This window comes from Halopenitus persicus (assembly GCF_900107205.1).
In the GTDB taxonomy this organism is placed as follows: domain Archaea; phylum Halobacteriota; class Halobacteria; order Halobacteriales; family Haloferacaceae; genus Halopenitus; species Halopenitus persicus.
The window spans coordinates 215195-234270 of the sequence record NZ_FNPC01000006.1; the positions used below are offsets into that span (position 1 = coordinate 215195).

Here is a 19076-nt window from a genome sequence, read left to right on the forward strand (position 1 = left end):
GGAGAGTCGCGGCCGTGGTCCGAGGTAGCCACAAACCCCGCCACTATCTGCGGGCTATTACGCGTCGAGACCGTAGCCGCGGACATGTCCGACGGGATCCATCTCAACCTCTTCACGATGAACTCGGTGGAGCACGTCTCCCCGGGGTCGTGGACCTATCCGGGCGACCAGTCACACCGCTACACGGACCGGGAGTACTGGACCGAGGTCGCGCGGACCGCCGAGCGCGGCGGCTTCGACGCGGTCTTCTTCGCCGACGTCCGGGGCGTCTACGACGTCTACGGCGACGACCGCGAGACCGCCGTCCACAAGGCGGTCCAGACGCCGGCCAACGATCCCCAGCTCGTCGTGCCCGCGATGGCCGAGGTCACCGACGAGCTAGGCTTCGCGATCACCCGGTCGACGACCTACACCCATCCCTACCAGCTCGCCCGGGAGTTCAGCACGCTCGACCACCTCACCGACGGTCGCGTCGCGCTGAACGTCGTGACCTCCTATCTGGAGTCGGCCGCCGAGAACCTCGGGCTCGAGGAGCGGATGGACAAACAGACGCGGTACGACCGCGCCGACGAGTTCCTCGACGTCTGTTACGCCCTGTGGGAGGACTCCTGGGAGGACGACGCCGTCGAGATCGACCGCGAAGCGGGCCGGTACACCGACCCGGGGAAGGTCCACGCGATCGACCACGAGGGCGAGCACTTCTCGGTGCCCGGCCCGCACGGCTGCGAGCCCTCGCCGCAGCGCACGCCGGTCATCTACCAAGCCGGCTCCTCCGACCGCGGCCGGGAATTCGCGGCCGCGAACGCGGAGGCCGTCTTCGCAAGCCAGCCCACCGAGGAGGGGATTCGGGAGTACATGGCCGACGTAAAGGAGCGCGCCGCCGACCACGGACGGGACCCCGAGAGCCTGCGCTTCTTCATCGGCGTCGTCCCGATCGTCGGCGAGACCGAAGCCATCGCCGAGGCCAAACACGAGGCGTACCGCGACCACGTCGACGTCGAGGCGACGCTCGCGCTGCTGTCGGGCTTCCTCGACATGGATCTCTCGGAACTCGACCCCGACGGGAAGGTCGAACACATCGAGACGGACGCGATCCAGGGGACGATGAACGCGTTCACGAAGGCCCAGCCCGACCGCGACTGGACGGTCCGGGAGGTCGCGCAGTTCTGCGGGCTCGGAACCACGTCCCCGACGATCGTCGGCACGCCCGACGAGATCGCCGACGAGCTGGCCTACTGGCACGAGGAGGTCGGCGTCCACGGCTTCAACGTCAAGGAGGTCGTCCGGCCCGACTCGCTGCAGGACTTCGTCGACCTGGTCGTCCCGGAGCTCCGGGAGCGCGGCCTCCTCCCGGACGCCGACGGGAACGAGGGCGGTCACGGAACCCTCCGCGAGCGGCTTCGCGGCGCCGGGAATCCACATCTCCGATCCGACCATCCCGCGAAGCAGCGATCGGCGTCCCCGCGCCAGTCCGACTGACCGACGGGACAGGGAATTGCTGCCGGCCCCGGCACGCTTAAGTTCCCGTAGCCATTGCATTCACGTGACGCTTCGCTTGGAGGGCCGAAGCGTCAGCGGGGACCTATTTAGGGCGGCACGCCCGCGCCGTTTCGGCGCGGGCGCTCCCCTTTCGTTTTCACGACCGACGAGCCACGGCGTCGTCGGCGGCGCTGGCTGCAGAACGAGAAGCGGCGCCGCCGGATACGGCCACCGGCCTAGCTGGACTCGTCGGCGCGGTGTTCGTCGATCGCCTCGTCGATCGTCAGCTCGCCGGCCGCGACCCGGCGCGCGAGGGCCTCGTCGATGGTGCGGTCGCCGGCCGACCGTCGCCGGGACTCGTCCTTGATCCGCTGGAGCTCGCCGGCCGTGGGTTCGATCTCCCGTTGCGCGGTCGGCTCCCCCTCGATCCGGGCGACGTTGACCGCGGCGAGCACGTCGCCCATCCCGCGCGCGCCGGTGCCGAGGTACGGCGTGGTGCCCGTTTCGTCGACGAGCTCGACGGCGAGGTCGTCGGGCAGGTCGTTGATGATCCGGGCGCCCTTCAGCCGGTCGCCGTCGCCGACGCGCACGAGGGGGTCGGGTTCGCCCGCGGTCTCGGAGACGACCGTCTCCACCGCCTCGGACAGCGGCACCTGGAAGACGGCCACGACCGTCCCGCCGACGAGGACGGCGATCCCCGGCGACGGACCCGGGTCGACGCCGACCACGGTCCGACCGCCCCCGCCGCGGAGCGCGGCCAGCGCCTCGTCGACGGCGGCGCGGGGATCCTCCGGGTCGGCGCTGACGAACGCGACGTCGTCGCGACCGCCGAGGTCGACCCGGTCCTCGGGGGTGGCGATCACGACCGACGCGCGGTCGGGAAGCCGGTCGTCGACCGCCGGTCCCGGTTCGACCGTGGTGAAGGTGACGCCGCGGTCGCGCAGCTCCGCGAGGACGGTCTGGTACAGCCGGAAGTCGTCGGTCGCGACGACGATCACGATGCGGGGGTACTCGCGGCGCCCGCCTAAGACTGTCGCCGGCGGCGCCGAGCAGCGACGGATGGGTGAGCGGCGACCGATAGACGAAAGGCGGTCGGTCCCCGATCGACGCCCATGAGCGAGGAGCGCGAGGACGTCGTTCGCCCGAGCGACATCGGCGGCGAGGGACCGCCCGTCGAGGAGAAGCCATACAAGATCGTCTTCGAGGCGAACAAGTGCTTCGGCGCGGGCCGGTGCGCGGAGGCGGCCGACAACTGGGAGATGGACATCGGAACCGGGCTCGCCAAACCCCGGTCCTACTACATCGACGAGGACGAGCTCGCGGAGAACGTCGAGGCGGCGCGGCTCTGCCCGGCCAAGAAGGGCGACGGCATCATCCACGTCGTCGACCGCCGGACCGACGAGGAAATCGCGCCGGACCCGCACGGCGACGGGACGCTCTCCGTCGACTGGTGACCCGTGCTCGAGCGATGATGCTCGAGCGATGGGACACCGGATCGACGCTCAATCCGCGGTCGAGTCGACCGTCGCCGCGTGGCCCGAGTCGGCCGAGCTCGTCGCCGGGTCGCGCTCCTCGACGGGCGCGGTCACCATCTCGTCGACGTCGAGGACGAACGCGGCGGGCGAATCGTCGGGCTCGATCGACTCGGCCGAGTCGACCGAGTCGACCGTTCCCGAGAGAACCAGCCCGGCGTTCGGCGTCGGGCCGACGGAGACCTCGTCCCCGGGTGACATCGGCGGCATCCCGGTTCGGGTCGTGACAGTCGCCCGGCATCGGTCGGGATCGTTGACCGCCCGGAAGTCGATGGATTCCACCACGGCCTCGGTCGTGATCCCCTCGCGTTCGACCGGGACGACGGCGACCTCCTCGAGCCCCCGCGTGTCGAGGGTTCGATAGGCGTCGACGGTGGGTTTGTATCCCCCTCGCGGTCCGGGGATCCCCTCGAGGAGCTGGAGCGCCGTCAGCTGCTGCATCTCCGTGCGGATCGTGTACGGGTTCCGGTCGACCCGCTCGGCGATCTCGTCCGTGCGTACCGCGTCCTCGCGCGTGGCGATCAGGTCGACGACCGCGGCGAGGATCTCGGTCTGGTCCGGCGTGAGCGTGTTCGAGGACATTGAAAGTCGTTCACTCGAAGGTTTCGTTCCGGAACAATAACGTCTATCCTGATATACCTATAAGACATTAGTCTATCAGCGGGAATACCATTTACATACCAACATAAATGGCGGATAAACTGATCAAGCGATTTAACTTCGGATATCCGAACGAGGAACGGGTCGAACGCCCGAATCGAGGGACGTCGGAGGCGCCGATCGCGGGACGCAAGGCCACCGAAAGTGGTTTGTGCCCGCCCGGGAAAGCCGCAGGACGCGCGGGGGTGGCTGAGCCTGGCCAAAAGCGGCGGACTTAAGATCCGCTCCCGTAGGGGTTCGAGGGTTCAAATCCCTTCTCCCGCATACGTGCCGCGAGCAGGACGCGAGCGGCACGTCTCGGCTTGGGATTTAAACCAGGGAAGTCGCAGCGCCGAGCGGAGCGAGGCGATCGTCTTCCCGGGGTTCAAATCCCGTCTCCCGCATCCACGGCGCGAACCGGTCGTGAGCGCCGTGGTTAGCTGAAGGATTTGAACGAGGCCGGGCGCGCGCAGCGAAGCGAGCACGTCCGGACGTTGTTCAAATCCCGTCTCCCGCATCCACGGCGCGAGCAGCGTCGCGATCGGAACAACGCGACCGCCGAACGGGCTCGATCGGCGACCGCCGAAAACCGGCTTCGGTTTATAAACACCCAAACAGCTATTTATAAGTGGTTCGGGTGACCGTTGCGCCGACCGGTCACTCGGTCCGGTCGGAGTCCGCACCTGCCCCGCCATCCGCGTCACGAGCGGCGGCCTCCGCGCGGCGCATCACCTCGCGGATCGGGAGACCGGTCGCGGCGGCGACGGCGGCCGCGTCGTCGTACTCGGCGCTGACGTCGTAGACGTCGCCGTCGGCGGTGGCGCCGAGCTTGACGGTCACCTCGTGGGTCGATCCGCCAATCTCGATCGCAACCGATCGGAACGACCGGTCGGCGATCCACCGGTGGGTCGCGGCGGTCTCGCGGACCCCAAGGGTGCCTGTCTCGCGAGCGAGCCGTTCGGCGACCGCGTCGGCGTCGGCGGGCTTGCAGATGACCGTGACGAGGTGGCCGGGGCGGGACTTCTTCATCGTCGTGGGGACGATGGTGACGTCCCGCGCTCCCGCGTCCGCGAGCGTCTCCTGGAGCCCGCCGAGGACCTCCGGCGGCGCGTCGTCGAGGGTCGTCTCGAGGACCGTGACCTCGTCGCGGGTCAACTGGGAGTCGTGGCCGGACGCGGAGTCCGCGTCGTCTCCGTCGTGGTGCGCGTGGGAACCGTGCTCGGCGTGGGAACCGTGCTCGGAGTGGGAACCGTGCTCGGCGTGGGAACCGAGCTTGGCGTGCGCAGTGGCGTGCATCTCGTGGCTCCCGTGACCGTCGCCATCCTCGACCACCGTCCCCCCGATCGCTCGAAGGACGTTCGGATGGTCCGGGAACGAGGCGGTTCCGGCGCCGTAGCCCGCGGCCTCGACCGACAGGGCCGGCAGGGAGTCGACGGGCTCGGCGACCGCGCCGAGGATCGCGGCGCCGGTGGGCGTCACCAGCTCCGCCTCGACGGGGCCGCCGGCAAGCGCGAGGCCGGCCCGCTCGGCGATCTCCACGACCGCCGGGGCCGGGACCGGGTAGACGCCGTGGCTCATCCGAACCTCGCCGCCGCCGGCCGCGATCGGACCGGTGAGAACACGATCGATCCCGAGATCGGCCAACAGGAGACACGCGCCGACCACGTCCGCGACCGCGTCGTCCGCGCCGACCTCGTGGAAGTGCGTCTCCGCGAGGTCGGTCCCGTGGACGGCCGCCTCGGCCTCGCCGAGCAGCTCGAAGGCCGCGAGCGCGTTCGTCTCGACGTCGGCGGGGAGACCCATCGACTCGACGAGGTCGACGACCTCCGGGTACGTTCGATGGACGCCGGCACCCTCGGCGTTGTCAGCATCGTGATCGTGGGTGTGCTCGGCGTGTGACTGGTCGCGTGAGTCGCCGTGAGCGTAACCGTGGTGGTCGTGTGCCTGATCGTGGTCGTGAGCGTGTGCCTGATCGTGGTCGTGAGCGTGCGACTGATCGGCGGTCGGCTCCTCGTGGTCGCCGTCGGCGTCGGCGTCCCCCTCCTCGTCCGCCAGCAGCACGTCGACGGTCGTCGCCCGGATCCCGTTCCTCGTCGTCTCGCCGACCGCGAACCGCACGGGAAGCGCCGCCTCGACCGGATCGAGGACGGCCGGGTCGGCGCCGGCCGCGATCAGGGCGGCACAGATCATATCGCCGGCCGCGCCGGTTCGGCCGTCGAACGCGAGCGTGTCCATACCGACTCGACGGCCGCGCCGCTAAAGAGCCTCGCGCTCGTCGGCGCGATGGCGTTCCAGCGGCCGGCGCGTCCCGTGGCCGGCGCGAGGACGGCGATGCCGGCGCCGGCGAAGTCGGCGACGCCGAATCGAGAACCAAAAAAGGCACGGAGGCGACGGGGTTTTGTACCCCCTCCACATACCGTGGGATATGATGACACACGATCGGGATCGTGTGACCGTCGGATCGCCGGAGGAGACGCCGCGATCGGCGGGAGCAACAGGCTTAACCCCGAACCACGAGGAATCACGGATACCCCCCGCGAGTCAATCATGAACGAAGTTCAACTCGAAGTGGCGAAGGCGTACCCGAACGACTCGGGTCGCGGCATCGCCAGGCTCGACCCCGACACGCTGTTGCACCTGAAGCTCTCTCCCGGCGACATCATCGAGATCGACGGCGGCGAGACGACCGCCGCGAAGGTGTGGCGCGCGGACCGCCAGGACTGGAACACCGACACCGTCCGGATCGACGGGTTCACCCGGCAGAACGCCGACGTCGGCATCGGCGAGCGCGTCACCATCCGGAAGGCCGAGGCGGAGAAGGCCGACAAGCTGGTGCTGGCGCCGCCCGAGGAGGCGTCGGTGCAGTTCGGCTCCGACGCGGCCGGGATGGTCAAACGCCAGATCCTCAAGCGGCCGGTCGTCGAGCGCGACATCGTCCCCGTGATGAGCTCGACGAACCACCCGTTCATGCGCTCGCCCGGACAGGCGATCCCGCTCATCGCGGTCGAGACCGAGCCCGAGGGCGTCTGCCTGATCACCGAGGACACGGAGGTCGAGCTGCGCGAGGAGCCGATCTCCGGGTTCGAGAAGGCCGGCGGCGGCATCACCTACGAGGACATCGGCGGCCTGCAAAACGAGATCCAGCGCGTCCGGGAGATGGTCGAGCTCCCGATGAAACACCCGCAGATCTTCAAGAAGCTCGGGATCGAGCCGCCCCAGGGCGTCCTGCTGCACGGCCCGCCCGGGACCGGCAAGACGCTGCTGGCGAAGGCCGTCGCCAACGAGACGTCGGCGAGCTTCTTCTCCATCGCCGGCCCGGAGATCATCTCGAAGTACTACGGCGAATCGGAACAGCAGCTCCGGGAGATCTTCGAGGACGCCAAGGAGGAGTCGCCCTCGATCGTCTTCATCGACGAGCTGGACTCGATCGCGCCCAAACGCGAGGACGTCACCGGCGAGGTCGAGCGCCGGGTCGTCGCGCAGCTGCTCACGATGATGGACGGGCTGGAGACGCGCGGCCAGGTGATCGTCATCGCCGCGACCAACCGCGTCGACTCGGTCGACCCCGCGCTCCGCCGTCCCGGCCGCTTCGACCGCGAGATCGAGATCGGCGTGCCGGACGAGGTCGGCCGCAAGGAGATCCTCCAGATCCACACCCGCGGGATGCCGCTGTCCGACGACGTCGACCTGGCCGGGTTGGCCGACGACACCCACGGCTTCGTCGGCGCCGACATCGAGAGCCTCACGAAGGAGGCCGCGATGAAGGCGCTGCGGCGGTACCTCCCCGAGATCGACCTCGACGAGGAGGAGGTTCCGCCGAGCCTCATCGATCGGATGATCGTCAAGCGCGACGACTTCTCCGGCGCGCTCAACGAGGTCGAACCCTCGGCGATGCGGGAGGTGCTCGTCGAGCTGCCGAAGATCTCCTGGGACCACGTCGGCGGGCTCGAGGACGCCAAACAGCAGATCGAGGAGGCCGTCGAGTGGCCGCTCTCCTCGCCCGAGAAGTTCGACCGGATGGGCGTGGAGGCGCCCAAGGGCGTCCTGCTGTACGGCCCGCCCGGCACCGGCAAGACGCTGATGGCGAAGGCCGTCGCCAACGAGACGAACGCCAACTTCATCTCGGTGCGGGGCCCGCAGCTGCTCTCGAAGTGGGTCGGCGAGTCCGAGAAGGCGATCCGGCAGACCTTCCGGAAGGCCCGCCAGGTCTCGCCGACGATCGTCTTCTTCGACGAGCTCGACTCGCTTGCGCCCTCGCGGGGCCAGGAGATGGGCAACAACGTCTCCGAGCGCGTCGTCAACCAGCTGCTCACCGAGCTCGACGGGCTCGAGGAGATGGAGAACGTGATGGTGATCGGCGCGACCAACCGGCCGGACATGATCGACACGGCCCTGCTGCGGTCGGGCCGCTTCGACCGGCTCGTGATGGTCGGCCAGCCCGACGAGGAGGGCCGCGAGCAGATCCTCCGGATCCACACGGCCGACACCCCGCTGGCCCCGGACGTCAGCCTCCGCGAGGTCGCCGAGATCACCGACGGCTACGTCGGCTCCGACCTCGAGGGGATCGCCCGCGAGGCGGCGATCGAGGCGCTGCGCGACGACGACGAGGCCACCGAGGTCGAGATGAAACACTTCCGGCGCGCGATGGAGTCGGTCCGGCCGACGATCACCGACGACATCATGGCCTACTACGAGGACGTCGAACAGCAGTTCACCGGCGGCGGCCAACAGGCGATCGGCGACCGCGGCGGCAGCGGCCGCATCGGCTTCCAGTAACCACGGGCGGACGACCACGGACCCGAGGCGGTCCCGGAGGCCGGCCACGGAGTCGGGCCGGTCCCGGAGGCCGCCCACGGAACCGAGTGCACGCTCCCGAACCGCGTTCGGGGGCGTTCCCGGACGCGTGGGAGCGTCGAACCGCCTAAGTACGCGCGTACCTGATTCTCGGCCATGAGTTACCGGCCGTCCTGGCTCACGTTCGGACGCTACGCCGCCGTGACCACGGCGATGACGACCGTGCTGGTCGCGCTCGGCGTCTACACCTCCGGCACGGGGTCCGGGCTCGCCTGTCAGGCCCAGTGGCCGCTGTGTTCCGACCAGCTGATCCCGACGCTGACGATCAATCCGGACTTCATCGAGTGGTTCCACCGCGTGTGGGCGATGGTCACCGGCTTCCTGATCATCGGCCTGGCGGGGTGGACGTGGGTCGGAAACCGCTCGCGCCGGACGCGGATCGCGGCCACGCTCGCGGTGGTGATCCTCCCCGTCCAGATCGTCGTCGGCGCGATCACGGTGACGGTCGGCGGGCTGGTGCCGGGCGGATACACCGTCTCCACGCACGCCGCCCACCTGATCGTCGCGCTGCTGATCGTGACCCTGCTCGGGGTGGTCCTGCTCGGACGGCCGGACGAGGGGGGCGACGGGGGCGGCGACGGGACGGCCGCAACCGGCCCGCGCACCCTCCGGATCGCGGCCGGCGCCGGCCTCGGCGGCGTCCTCCTCGGCGCGCTCTTCTCGCGAGCGGTGCCGCTCGTGACCTACTCGCCGGGCGCACAGGCCGCGTTCTACCTGTGCTCGGTCGTGGGCTATCTCGGGCTGCTCGCGCTGGTCCTCCAGACGCCCGCCGCGGCGATTCCCGACCGAACCGCCCGGCGCGTGCGGACGCTCGCCGCCGTCGGGCTCGCCGCGCTGTTCGTGACCCTCCTGTTGGGGCGCGATCTCGTGATCTATCCCGGATTCTGGGAGGGCGTCAACCGGGTCCTGTTGGCGGTCGTCGTGGTCGCCACGGCCGCCGCGGGAGGGACGCTCGTCGGATCCGACCGACCGCCCGAATCGGGGTCCGGATCGGTCGGCGGCGCCGCCTCGCGGGGCGAGTGACCGCCGAATGACCGGGACCGACGAAACGACGTTCGCGGTCGTCGGCGGCGGGATCGTCGGCGCGAGCGTCGCCTACCACCTGAGCGAGCGAACCGACGAGCCGGTCACCGTCTACGAGCGCGGCGATCCGGGCGGGGAGACGACGCGGAAGTCGACCGCGATGATCGGCGTCTCGGGGCCCGAACCCCTCCACGAGCTGCGGACGTACGGCATCCGGCTGTACAACGACCTCCTCGCCGACCCGACCGCGGCGCCGCGGTATCAGAGCGCGGGGCGGCTCAGGGTAACCACCGATCCGGACGTCGCCGCGGGCTTCGCGCAGCTGGCGGACGCGGCGGCAGGGCGGGCGGACCGCGACGCGCCGGAGTCGACGCCGATCGAGGGGATCGACGCGGCGACGCTCGAGCACGGCACCGCGGCGTTCGTTCCGGGCGAGGAGATCCGGGGGCGGCTGCTCGTGCCGCCGGTGAACGCCGAGGAACTCGAGGGGGCGCTGTACCGCCCCGAATACGGACATATCAGCGGCGACCGCGACAGGCTGGGTGCCGGAGAGCTGGCCCGCGAGCTGCTCGAGCGGGCGAAACGAAACGGCGTCACGGTCGAGTCTCGGACCGAGGTGACGGAGATCCGCACCGCAGCGGGACGCGTGGTCGGAATCGAGACGCGACCGACGGGGCGTGCGGATCCGGACGCGAACCCGGATCCGGGCGTGAACGCGGATTCGGATCCGGGCGCGAACTCGAGCGCGGAACCGAACGCGACCGTGGTCGAGGCGCGGAACGTGATCTGTGCGGCCGGGCCGTGGAATCCCGAACTCGCCGCGACCGCGGGGGTCGAGGTCCCGGTCGAGCACGTCCGCTCGCCGGTGTTCGCGCTGGATCTCGACCGACCGCTGCCGTACACGCTCCCGATGATCAAGTCCCACGAGTCGTCGGTCGGCATCCACCCGAAACGGCGGGACCGGATCCTGGTGACGTACACGCCGCGGCGTGACGGGGACGGCGAGCCTGCTGAAAAGCGCCGGGATCCCTCCGCGGTCCCGAACACGCCCCGGGAGTCCGAGCGTCGAACCGCGCTCCGGTGGGCGGAGCGGTTGGTGCCGCGGCTCGCGGACGCGACGCTGGCGGACGAGTGGGTCGGCGTCGGAACGAAAACGCCCGACGGTGCCCCGATCGTCGGTCGAACGGCGGTCGAGGGACTCTCGCTTGCGGTCACCGGTGCGGGGATCCAGCTCGCGCCCGCGGTCGGCGACGTCCTGGCCCGGCGGCTCGTCGACGGCGAGACGACGCCGCACAACGACGCGCTCGCACCCTCGCGGTTCGCTGACGGTCCGGACCGATAACGCGGGCCGTCGTCACGCGATTCCGACGAGTTACGCGAAATCGCCGAGCCCGAGCTGGTCGTCGTCGCCGTCGTCGTCAGTCGAAGCGTCGTCAGTCGAAGCGTCGTCAGAGGAGTCTCCAGCGGCGAGTTCTGAGTCGGCCGATCCCGCGGAATCGGAGTCGCCGTCCGACTTGGCGACGTTCCCCAACTCGGCGGCGTCCTCATCGTTTCCGTCGGCCTCGGCATCCCCGTCGTCCGCCGCGTCCCGGTCCGGACCCCCGGCGAAGGCGCCGGCGGCGTGCTCCTCGAGCAGCTGCTCGCGGCGGTCCTGCGCGTCCTCGACGATCCCGGCGACCTTGTTCGTCGACTCGCCGGAGCCGGTGACGAAGGCCACCTCCGAGGCGTCGAGGTCGTAGGCGGCGGCCATCCCGACGGTCAGCTCGCGGGGCGAGCAGTGGTGGGTCATCGCGGCGAGAAACGGGAGGATCTCCCGCCGGGCGGTCGCCATGCTGCAGCCCTCTGCGGCGGCGATCCGCTGGACGACCGCGTCCGCCGTCGCGTCCGAGGCGGGCCAGAACTGCGGGCGCCCCCAGCGCGTCCAGCCGCCGGCGGTGCCGTCGCGGGCGGCGGCGGTCCCGGCGGCCGCGTTGTCGGTGACGTACCGCCAGTAGGAGTAGTCCTGCGTGGCGCGAACGCGACCCAGCCAGACGTCGGCGTTTGCGAGGAAGTCGTACGCGCGCGTGGCCTCGTCCGCGTCGTAGACCTTCAGGAGGTTGCCCTCGATCCATTTCGTGAGGTCGTCGGGCGTCTCGTCGACCGCGTAGGCCGACTCGAGCGCGTCCCTGGCGCCCTCCTCCTTTAAGACGGCGTCGAGGAACGGAAAGATCCCCAACGACCGGTCGCGGTCGCCGGTGACCACGTCCGCGAGCTCGATCCGGTCGCGACCCTCGGCGATCGCCTGGAGGTCGTTGACCGCGCCGCGGAGGTCGCCGGCGTTGCGCTCGGCGATCCGTTCGAGGGCATCGGATTCGAAGGCGACGTCCTCCCGCCGGCAGATGTCGCGCAGGACGGGCACGATCGACCGCGCGGAGACGTCACGGAACTCGATCTCCTGACAGGCGTTCCGGAGCCCGCGGGACATCTCGTAGTAGTCGTTCGCGATCAGGACGATCGGCTGGCCCGACTCCTTCACGAGGTCGGTGATCGCGGAGGCGCCGCCGCGGTCGTAGTTGCCGTGGATGTTGTCGGCCTCGTCGACGATCACGAGCTGGCGACTGGCGGTGTCGCCGCCGGCCGCCCCGCCACCGGCCGCGCTGCCGCCCAGGGTGGCGTTCCTGGCCGCCCGGCCCGCGAAGCGCTCGATCACGTCGCCGGTCCGCTTGTCGGAGGCGTTGAGCTCGACGGTCTCCCAGCCGCGGTCGGCCGCCAGCGCGTGGGCCGCGCTCGTCTTGCCGATCCCGGGGCTGCCGTGGACGATCACCGCTTCACGGTGGTCGTCCCACGTGTCGGCCCACTCGGCCAGCTTCGAGACCGCCTTGTCGTTGCCGCGCACCTCCGAGAGGCTCGTCGGGCGGTACGTCTCCGTCCAGTCGCTCATTGTCGAGTGAAGGCGGGAAGCGGGGTTAGTGGTTTCGGAGCGTCGCGCCAGGCGTGGCGTCTCAGCGAGGACGATCAACGCCGGCGTCGAGTCGTCCGGTCAGCGGCCGGCCTCGTCGAGCGCCGCGTCACGTGCGTCGCCACGAGGCTTTGACGCCGCCGATGGGTTCGCGAACGGACGCGTCACCGGTAGGTCACGACGTCGAGGCCGGAAACGGTCTCGAAGTGGCCGTCCCCGGCAAGAACGGGGTCATCCCGCTCCAACGCAGTGGCGGCGATCGCCGCGTCGCCCTTCCCGATCCCGGGTCCGTCATCGCCGTCGGCACGGGCCAGCCGCTCACCGAGCAGTCGCCCAACACGACGGGAGATGCTGGGCGTCATCTCCACCAGCGGATAGGAGTCAAGGACGGCTTCGACCTGCCGACGCTCCTCGTGGGTGTTCGCCACCTTTCCCACGCCGATGTACAGCTCCAGAACGGCCATCGAGGGAATCACCAGCGGGACGCCTTCGGCTTCGAGCTCTCGTTCCTTCGCGAGAGCCGCGTCGACGCCGTCGATGAGGTCCAAGATGAAGCTCGTGTCGACGATCATTCAAAACGCTCCGCGACCTCACCGACCTCGTCACGGTCCCGCCGGTCGGCGGTTTCGATGGCGTCCCGCATTGCCGACACCTGCTCCTCGTCGAAGACGTCGCGGAGATCGCTGAGTGACCGCCCCCCGATGAGTCGTTCCACGGCGTCGCTGAACGACTCGTCGTCGCGTTTGTTCGCCTTGATTCGCTCGTAGACGGGGTCGTCCAGTCGAACTTGCGGTGACATTCTTGTTGACACCGTTGACACCCTATGGGAATTAAGATTGTGGTACGATGGATCACACACTCATCTCCATCTATGCTCCGCCCACACAGTTCCGAACGCCGCCGGTTCTCCGCGAACCCTTCGCTCCGATCGATCGGTGGCTGCGAGATTTATAAGTGATTTCGAGGAGACCGCCCGAGGTTTATAAACTATCCCAGGCCTCCCGACGGACCTACTCCTGCGCGTCGACGACCGCGACGCCGGCGAGGTTGACGATGTCCTTGACCTCGTCGCCGCGCTGGAGGACGTGGACGGGCTCGTCCATCCCGACGAGCATCGGCCCGATCGCCTCGGCGCCGCCGAGGCGCTGGAGCAGCTTGTAGCCGATGTTGCCGGACTCGAGGTTCGGGAAGATGAGCACGTTCGCGGGCTCGTCGAGCTCGGAGAACTCGTAGGTGTCCTCGAGGATCTCCTCGACCACGGCGGTGTCGGCCTGCATCTCGCCGTCGATCGGGAAGTCGACCTCGGGGTCGTCGTGAAGCATCTCGACGGCCTGCCGGGGCTTGCGGGTGCCCTCGTTCTCGACGCTGCCGAAGTTGGAGTACGACAGCATCGCGGCGCGCGGCTCGACGTTGAACCGGCGGGCCAGCTCGGCGGTGTGTTTGGTCACCTCCGCGAGCACCTCCTCGTCGGGGTCCTGGTTGACCGTGGTGTCCGCACAGAACACGACCCGGTTTTTAAACGTGAGCAGGTAGACGCCGGCGACGTGTTCGGTGTCCTCGGCCGAGCCGATCACCTGCAGGGGCGGGCGCAGCGCCGAGGGGTAATGGTGGGTGAGCCCGGTGAGGAGGGCGTCCGCGTCGCCGCGCTCGACCATCACGCTGCCGAGGTAGTTGGTGTCACGGTGAACCAGCTCGCCGGCTTCGGTCCGGGTGACGCCCTTGCGTTTGCGGATCTCGTGGAGCCGATCGGCGTACGGCTCGAGGCTGCGCTCGCTGGGGTCGACGATCTCCGGTTCGAAGGAGAGGCCGAGCCGCTGGGCGGTCCGCCGGATCTCGTCGGCGTCGCCCAGCAGGACCGGCTCGGCGATCCCCTGCTCGGTCAGCTGGTAGGCCGCGCGGATCATCTTCTCGTCGGTGCCCTCCGCGAGCGCGACGCGCTTGGGGTCGCTTTTCGCCTTGTTCAACACGACGCGCATCATCTCCCGGGACTTGCCGAGCCGGGCCTCGAGGCGCTCGCGGTACTCGTCGATGTCGACCGCGGTCCGGGCGGCGCCGGAGTCCATCGCGGCCTGCGCGACCGCGGGGGCGACCTCGAAGAGGACGCGCGGGTCGAGCGGCTTCGGAATGAGGTACTCGGGGCCGAACTGGAGCGGGTCGTCGCCGTAGGCCTTCACGACCGCGTCGGGAACGTCCTGGCGCGCGAGCTCGGCCAGCGCCTCCGCCGCCGCGCGCTTCATCTCCTCGTTGATCTCGGTCGCGCGGACGTCGAGGGCGCCCCGGAAGAGGAACGGGAAGCCGAGGACGTTGTTCACCTGGTTCGGGTAATCCGACCGGCCGGTCGCCATGATCACCGTGTCGTCGCGAGCGGCCTTCGCGTCGTCGTAGGTGATCTCCGGGTCCGGGTTGGCCATCGCGAAGAGGATCGGGTCCGCCGCCATCGACCGGACCATCTCCTGGGAGACGATCCCGCCGACCGAGAGGCCGGCGAAGACGTCCGCGCCCGCCATGGCGTCCGCCAGATCGCCCTCGGGGACGTCGCGGGCGAACTGGCGCTTGTACTCGTTGAGCTCGCCGTTCTCCGCCCGTTTCTCGGTGATGATCCCCGAGGAGTCGCACATCGTGATGTTCTCCTTGCGGGCGCCGAGCGAGACGTAGAAGCGGGCGGTCGCGATCGCGGAGGCGCCGGCCCCGGAGAAGACGATCTCGACGTCCGCGATGTCCTTGCCGGTGACCTCGAGGGCGTTGAGCAGCGCGGCCCCGGAGATGATCGCGGTGCCGTGCTGGTCGTCGTGGAAGACCGGGATGTCCATCCGCTCGCGGAGCCGGCGCTCGATCTCGAAGCACTCGGGCGCCTTGATGTCCTCGAGGTTGATCCCGCCGAAGGTCGGCTCCATCGCGGCGACGCTCTCGACGAACGCGTCCGGGTCGGTGATGTCCAGCTCGACGTCGAAGACGTCGATGTCGGCGAACCGCTTGAAGAGGACGCCCTTCCCCTCCATCACGGGCTTGGAGGCGCCCGCGCCGATGTCGCCGAGCCCGAGCACCGCCGAGCCGTTCGAGACGACCCCGACGAGGTTCCCCTTCGCGGTGTACTCGAAGATCCGGTCCGGCTCCTCCTCGATGTCCAGACACGGGGCCGCCACGCCCGGCGAGTACGCGAGGCTCAGGTCCCGCTGGGTGTTCGTCGGCTTCGTCGTCGCGATCTCGATCTTCCCGGGGGGCTCGCTCCGGTGGTACTCCCGCGCGTCGTCGTCCATTCCCATACCCACCGCTTCCGGCGAGCGACCAAAAAGGTAACCGATACCGTCGATATTGAATGACGACGATCGTCGAAGTCAGTCGGCGGCCGAACCGTCATCGACCCAGTCGACCAGCACCGCCTCGAACGGGGCGGAATACTGCATCAGCATCGTCCCGAGGACGCTCATACAGAGCACGTACGCGACGGTGAACGCGTAGATCTCGTCCGCGACGGGGGCGGCGAGGCGGGTCCCCTCGGCGATCGCGACCGAGGCGATGATCAGCGAGAACTCCCCGCGGGTGACCATCCCCAGCCCGACGCGAGTCGACCGACGCACGCCGAGGTCGTAGACGCGCCCGCCGAGGTAGCCGGAGACGAACTTCGTCGGGGCGGTGACCAGCACCGCGACCGCGACGAGGCCGGCAACGCCGGCGAACAGCGAGGGGTCGGTCACGAGGCCGATCCAGAGGAAGAAGACGGCCGCGAAGGCGTCCCGGATCGGCTCGAGACGATGTTCGAGTCGGTCGACGTGGCTCGTCGCCGAGAAGGTCATCCCGACGAAGAAGGCCGCCACCGCCTCGCTGACGCCCACCGCGAGCGCCGCGCCGGCGACGAACACCGTGATACCGATCGCCCGCAGCAGGAAGAACTCGCTCGAGTCGGTCGCGAGCAGCCGCTCGAAGGGGGCGCTCCCGTAGACGACGAGCGCGAGCAGCAGGAGGATGAAGCCGATCGAGACGCCGATCGAGGTCGCCGCCGCGCGCAGGTCGCCGCCGCCGAGGACGACCGCGGAGACCACCGCGAGATAGACGGCGATGAACAGGTCCTCGTAGACGAGCGTGCCGAGGATCGGGCCGGCCTCGTCGTTGGCGATCCAGCCCCGGTCGATCAGCGACTTCGTGATGATCGCCGACGAGGAGATGTAGACGATCCCCGCGACCAGGAGGGCCGGCAGGAGGGCGCCGAAGAGGACGTAGCCGAGCACGAGGCCGACGCCGAAGTTGACGACGAGGTCGATCGTGCCGGCGCGGCCGATCCGGTCCTTGCTCTCGATCAGCCGGGCGAGGTTGAACTCCAGCCCGAGGAAGAACAGCAGGAAGACGATCCCCAGCTCCGCACCCAGGGAGACGAACGTCGTCTCCTGGACGTACCAGCCGCCGACGATCGGGAGCGAGAGGGTTCCGAGGACGTACGGGCTCAGCGCCATCCCGGCGAGGATATAAAAGGGGATCACCGACTGGCCGAGCCGGCTCGCGAGCGCCCCCACGAGCGCCGCCGCCGCGAAGAGCACGCCGACCTCGAACAGCAGCGACTCAGCCGCCATCCGGAGCCCCCGTCACGGCGGCGATCACCGCTCGTCGACCGGCCGGCCGAGGTGGTCGCCCAGCTCCTCGACGCTCTCGCGGTCGCCGACGACGATGAGGGTGTCGCCGACCGCGAGTTCGGTGTCCGGGCCGGGGCTGGCGATGACCTCCGACTCGCCCCGCTGGATCGTCACGACCGATGCGCCCGTCTCGGCGCGAAAGTCCATCTCCGCGAGCGTCTGCCCCACGACCGGGGAGCCCTCCGTGACCTCGAACCACTCCAGCATCGCGCCGCCGGGCAGCATCGCCTCCTGGACGTCGTGCTCGACGGGCTGGAAGTACGCCCCCTCCAGGATCGTCCCGACGGTGCGGGCCAGCTGGTCGGGGAGGTCGAAGAGCTTCTCGGAGTCGGCGTCCGGGCTCGGTCTTTTATAAACCTCCCGGCGGCCGCTGTTGTGCGTCAAGATTACGAGCGTCTCCCCGTCGCCGAGGTCGATCTCGTGTTTCTTCCCGACGCCGGGAAGTTCGGTCTCGGAAACCGTCATTGGGTGATCGTTGGACGAAGGACGTATAAAGGGACGCGGTCCGGCGCGGACGGAGGGCGATTCGACGGCGGTCGGATCGTCTAGGAGGAGATGTAGCCGAGCAACTGCGCCACCACGTCCTCGGTGCGTTCGTCGACGAGAGTTGCCATATGCAGCTCCACCGCGGCGGCACTGTTGAGAGTGGCGAGCGACCACGGGAGAACGTGGCTCCGGTCCCCGAGCGGATCGCCCTCGTAGTCGTCATCCCGGAGCGTGAGCGACTCCTCGTGGTAGGTCTTCGTCGAGATCAGGACCGTGATGAGCTGGGTCCCGTGGGTGGAAAACTGCGGGGTCCCGAGAACGAGCAGTGGACGTCCCTTGTCCGAGAGCGGATCGGTCCCCCAGACGATATCTCCCCGTTCCAAGTCCTCGAACGCGGTCACTCCACCGGCTCCATCTCGTCGGTTTTCAGCTCGTCGAGGCGCTCCTCGCCGTACTGCTCGTCCGCAGTCTCGTGGTGTCGGTGCAGCCGATAGGCGGCTTGGAGCCGGTCCTCGTCGTCCGTGATCGCCCAGTACGGGCGCTTGTGCCGGACGAGCCCTCGTTCCTTCAGTCGCGAAAGGATCGCGCTAACGGCGTCCGTCTCCAACTCGAGTCGGTCGGCGATCGTCGCTGCCTTCCACGCACGGTCGTCGTGCTCGTCGAGGAACAGCACGATCCGCTCGGTGTCATTTCGTTCCGCGAATTCGTCGGCGTCGGCGTCTTCGAATTCGTCAATATCGATGGCCCCGCTCGACATAGCGGAGTGTTGGTACCGTTGGAACATAGCTATTTGGGACGTTTGTTACGCGAAGCGGACCCCAACGCAGCCGACCGGTCACTCCGGAGCCGCGACCACGGTCAGCCCAGAACCGCGACCACGGTCCAGATCCCCGTCGCGGCGAACAGCGGGATCGTGAGGTTGTCGTCGACGGGTTGGCCGCGGATCAGCGCCGGAAGCCCGTCGGCGATCGTCGCGCCGACGGCGCCCACGACCGCCGCGAGGACGCCGACGCGGGTCCCGAACGCCGGCACCGTGATCGGGACCGCCACCGCCACGCAGACGAGGAAGGTGACGACCCAGACCGCGGGGCGTTTGGACTCGTCGGCCGCGTTGGTCCCGAGCGCGCCGCTCACCGGGTCGCCGAGCGCCAGCATCCACATCGTGGGGATGGCGATCGATGGGGGAAACCAGACCACGACGCCGGTCATGCTCAGCTGATACAGGGCGTAGCCGGCGACGTTGTCCCGCTCGTAGGGGCGCGTCAGCGTCCGAAAGACCGCGTGGTCGAGCCCGACCACGAGTCGCAGGAACTCGAGGATCGCGACGACCAGCAGGCCGGCACCCAGAAGGATCCGCGTCCCCGTCCAGTCGATCCACCCCAGCAGGTACGGCGCGACGTAAAAGGCCCCGCCCGCGTGGACGAGCCGGCGCTCGAGCTCGATCCGGTCGCGCCAGTTCGCCGAGTCCGATCCGGATCCGTCGGGGCGGGGGACCGGCAT

The 19076-nt window shown here is 69.4% G+C and carries 17 protein-coding genes and 1 tRNA gene; 6 read left to right on the forward strand and 12 right to left on the reverse strand.

Annotated elements, in window-relative coordinates; all coding sequences use genetic code 11:
- Positions 1–84 precede the first annotated feature (84 nt).
- Complete coding sequence (locus tag BLV25_RS11670) at positions 85–1479, forward strand: LLM class flavin-dependent oxidoreductase (RefSeq protein WP_092733409.1); 1395 nt, start codon at positions 85–87, stop codon at positions 1477–1479.
- Between the two features lie 236 nt (positions 1480–1715).
- On the opposite strand, the gene BLV25_RS11675 is transcribed toward BLV25_RS11670, so the two are convergent.
- On the reverse strand, positions 1716–2477 hold the full coding sequence (locus tag BLV25_RS11675; protein WP_092733412.1) for a hypothetical protein: 762 nt from the start codon (positions 2475–2477) through the stop codon (positions 1716–1718).
- Positions 2478–2591: 114 nt separating this feature from the next.
- Between BLV25_RS11675 and BLV25_RS11680 the strand changes: the two genes are divergently transcribed.
- Positions 2592–2933, forward strand: coding sequence for a ferredoxin (locus BLV25_RS11680; RefSeq protein ID WP_021073210.1), 342 nt, complete (start codon positions 2592–2594; stop codon positions 2931–2933).
- A 48-nt stretch (positions 2934–2981) separates the two neighbouring features.
- Here BLV25_RS11680 and BLV25_RS11685 read toward each other — a convergent pair whose 3' ends face one another.
- Positions 2982–3593 carry an Rrf2 family transcriptional regulator gene (locus BLV25_RS11685; protein ID WP_021073211.1) on the reverse strand — a complete coding sequence of 204 codons (612 nt, stop codon included), beginning with the start codon at positions 3591–3593 and terminating at the stop codon, positions 2982–2984.
- Positions 3594–3850: 257 nt separating this feature from the next.
- On the opposite strand from BLV25_RS11685, the gene BLV25_RS11690 reads away from it, so the two are divergent.
- Positions 3851–3935 (forward strand) — tRNA-Leu (locus BLV25_RS11690).
- 372 nt (positions 3936–4307) lie between these two features.
- Here BLV25_RS11690 and larC read toward each other — a convergent pair.
- Positions 4308–5885 carry a nickel pincer cofactor biosynthesis protein LarC gene (gene larC / locus BLV25_RS11695; protein ID WP_092733415.1) on the reverse strand — a complete coding sequence of 526 codons (1578 nt, stop codon included), beginning with the start codon at positions 5883–5885 and terminating at the stop codon, positions 4308–4310.
- 312 nt (positions 5886–6197) lie between these two features.
- On the opposite strand from larC, the gene BLV25_RS11700 reads away from it, so the two are divergent.
- The 3 genes from BLV25_RS11700 to BLV25_RS11710 all read left to right on the forward strand — a co-directional run bounded on the left by BLV25_RS11700 (position 6198) and on the right by BLV25_RS11710 (position 10869).
- Entirely contained in the window at positions 6198–8426 is a 2229-nt protein-coding gene (locus tag BLV25_RS11700) for a CDC48 family AAA ATPase (protein ID WP_021073213.1), read from the forward strand.
- Between the two features lie 174 nt (positions 8427–8600).
- Positions 8601–9527, forward strand: coding sequence for a COX15/CtaA family protein (locus tag BLV25_RS11705; RefSeq protein ID WP_092733418.1), 927 nt, complete (start codon positions 8601–8603; stop codon positions 9525–9527).
- A gap of 7 nt (positions 9528–9534) precedes the next feature.
- On the forward strand, positions 9535–10869 hold the full coding sequence (locus BLV25_RS11710) for an NAD(P)/FAD-dependent oxidoreductase (protein WP_092733421.1): 1335 nt from the start codon (positions 9535–9537) through the stop codon (positions 10867–10869).
- Positions 10870–10899: 30 nt separating this feature from the next.
- On the opposite strand, the gene BLV25_RS11715 is transcribed toward BLV25_RS11710, so the two are convergent.
- From BLV25_RS11715 to BLV25_RS11755, 9 genes are all read right to left on the reverse strand, one after another.
- A complete protein-coding gene (locus BLV25_RS11715) occupies positions 10900–12447 on the reverse strand; it encodes a replication factor C large subunit (RefSeq protein WP_021073216.1) in 1548 nt (515 codons plus the stop codon).
- 182 nt (positions 12448–12629) lie between these two features.
- Positions 12630–13037: a PIN domain-containing protein gene (locus BLV25_RS11720; protein WP_092733424.1), complete on the reverse strand. Its 408-nt coding sequence runs from the start codon at positions 13035–13037 to the stop codon at positions 12630–12632.
- Complete coding sequence (locus BLV25_RS11725) at positions 13034–13264, reverse strand: DUF7557 family protein (protein ID WP_021073218.1); 231 nt, start codon at positions 13262–13264, stop codon at positions 13034–13036. Before BLV25_RS11725 ends, BLV25_RS11720 begins: the two co-directional genes overlap by 4 nt.
- 211 nt (positions 13265–13475) lie before the next feature.
- Positions 13476–15728: an NADP-dependent malic enzyme gene (locus BLV25_RS11730; RefSeq protein WP_021073219.1), complete on the reverse strand. Its 2253-nt coding sequence runs from the start codon at positions 15726–15728 to the stop codon at positions 13476–13478.
- 72 nt (positions 15729–15800) lie between these two features.
- The gene (locus tag BLV25_RS11735) at positions 15801–17030 is read right to left on the reverse strand and encodes a cation:proton antiporter (protein ID WP_021073220.1); all 1230 of its coding nucleotides are present in this window, start codon (positions 17028–17030) and stop codon (positions 15801–15803) included.
- Between the two features lie 24 nt (positions 17031–17054).
- Positions 17055–17555, reverse strand: a complete 501-nt coding sequence (locus tag BLV25_RS11740) for a cation:proton antiporter regulatory subunit (protein WP_021073221.1) — start codon at positions 17553–17555, stop codon at positions 17055–17057.
- 80 nt (positions 17556–17635) lie between these two features.
- The gene (locus BLV25_RS11745) at positions 17636–17977 is read right to left on the reverse strand and encodes a hypothetical protein (protein ID WP_021073222.1); all 342 of its coding nucleotides are present in this window, start codon (positions 17975–17977) and stop codon (positions 17636–17638) included.
- Entirely contained in the window at positions 17974–18333 is a 360-nt protein-coding gene (locus BLV25_RS11750) for a MarR family transcriptional regulator (RefSeq protein ID WP_021073223.1), read from the reverse strand. Before BLV25_RS11750 ends, BLV25_RS11745 begins: the two co-directional genes overlap by 4 nt.
- 101 nt (positions 18334–18434) lie before the next feature.
- On the reverse strand, positions 18435–19076 hold the full coding sequence (locus BLV25_RS11755) for a diacylglycerol/polyprenol kinase family protein (RefSeq protein WP_021073224.1): 642 nt from the start codon (positions 19074–19076) through the stop codon (positions 18435–18437).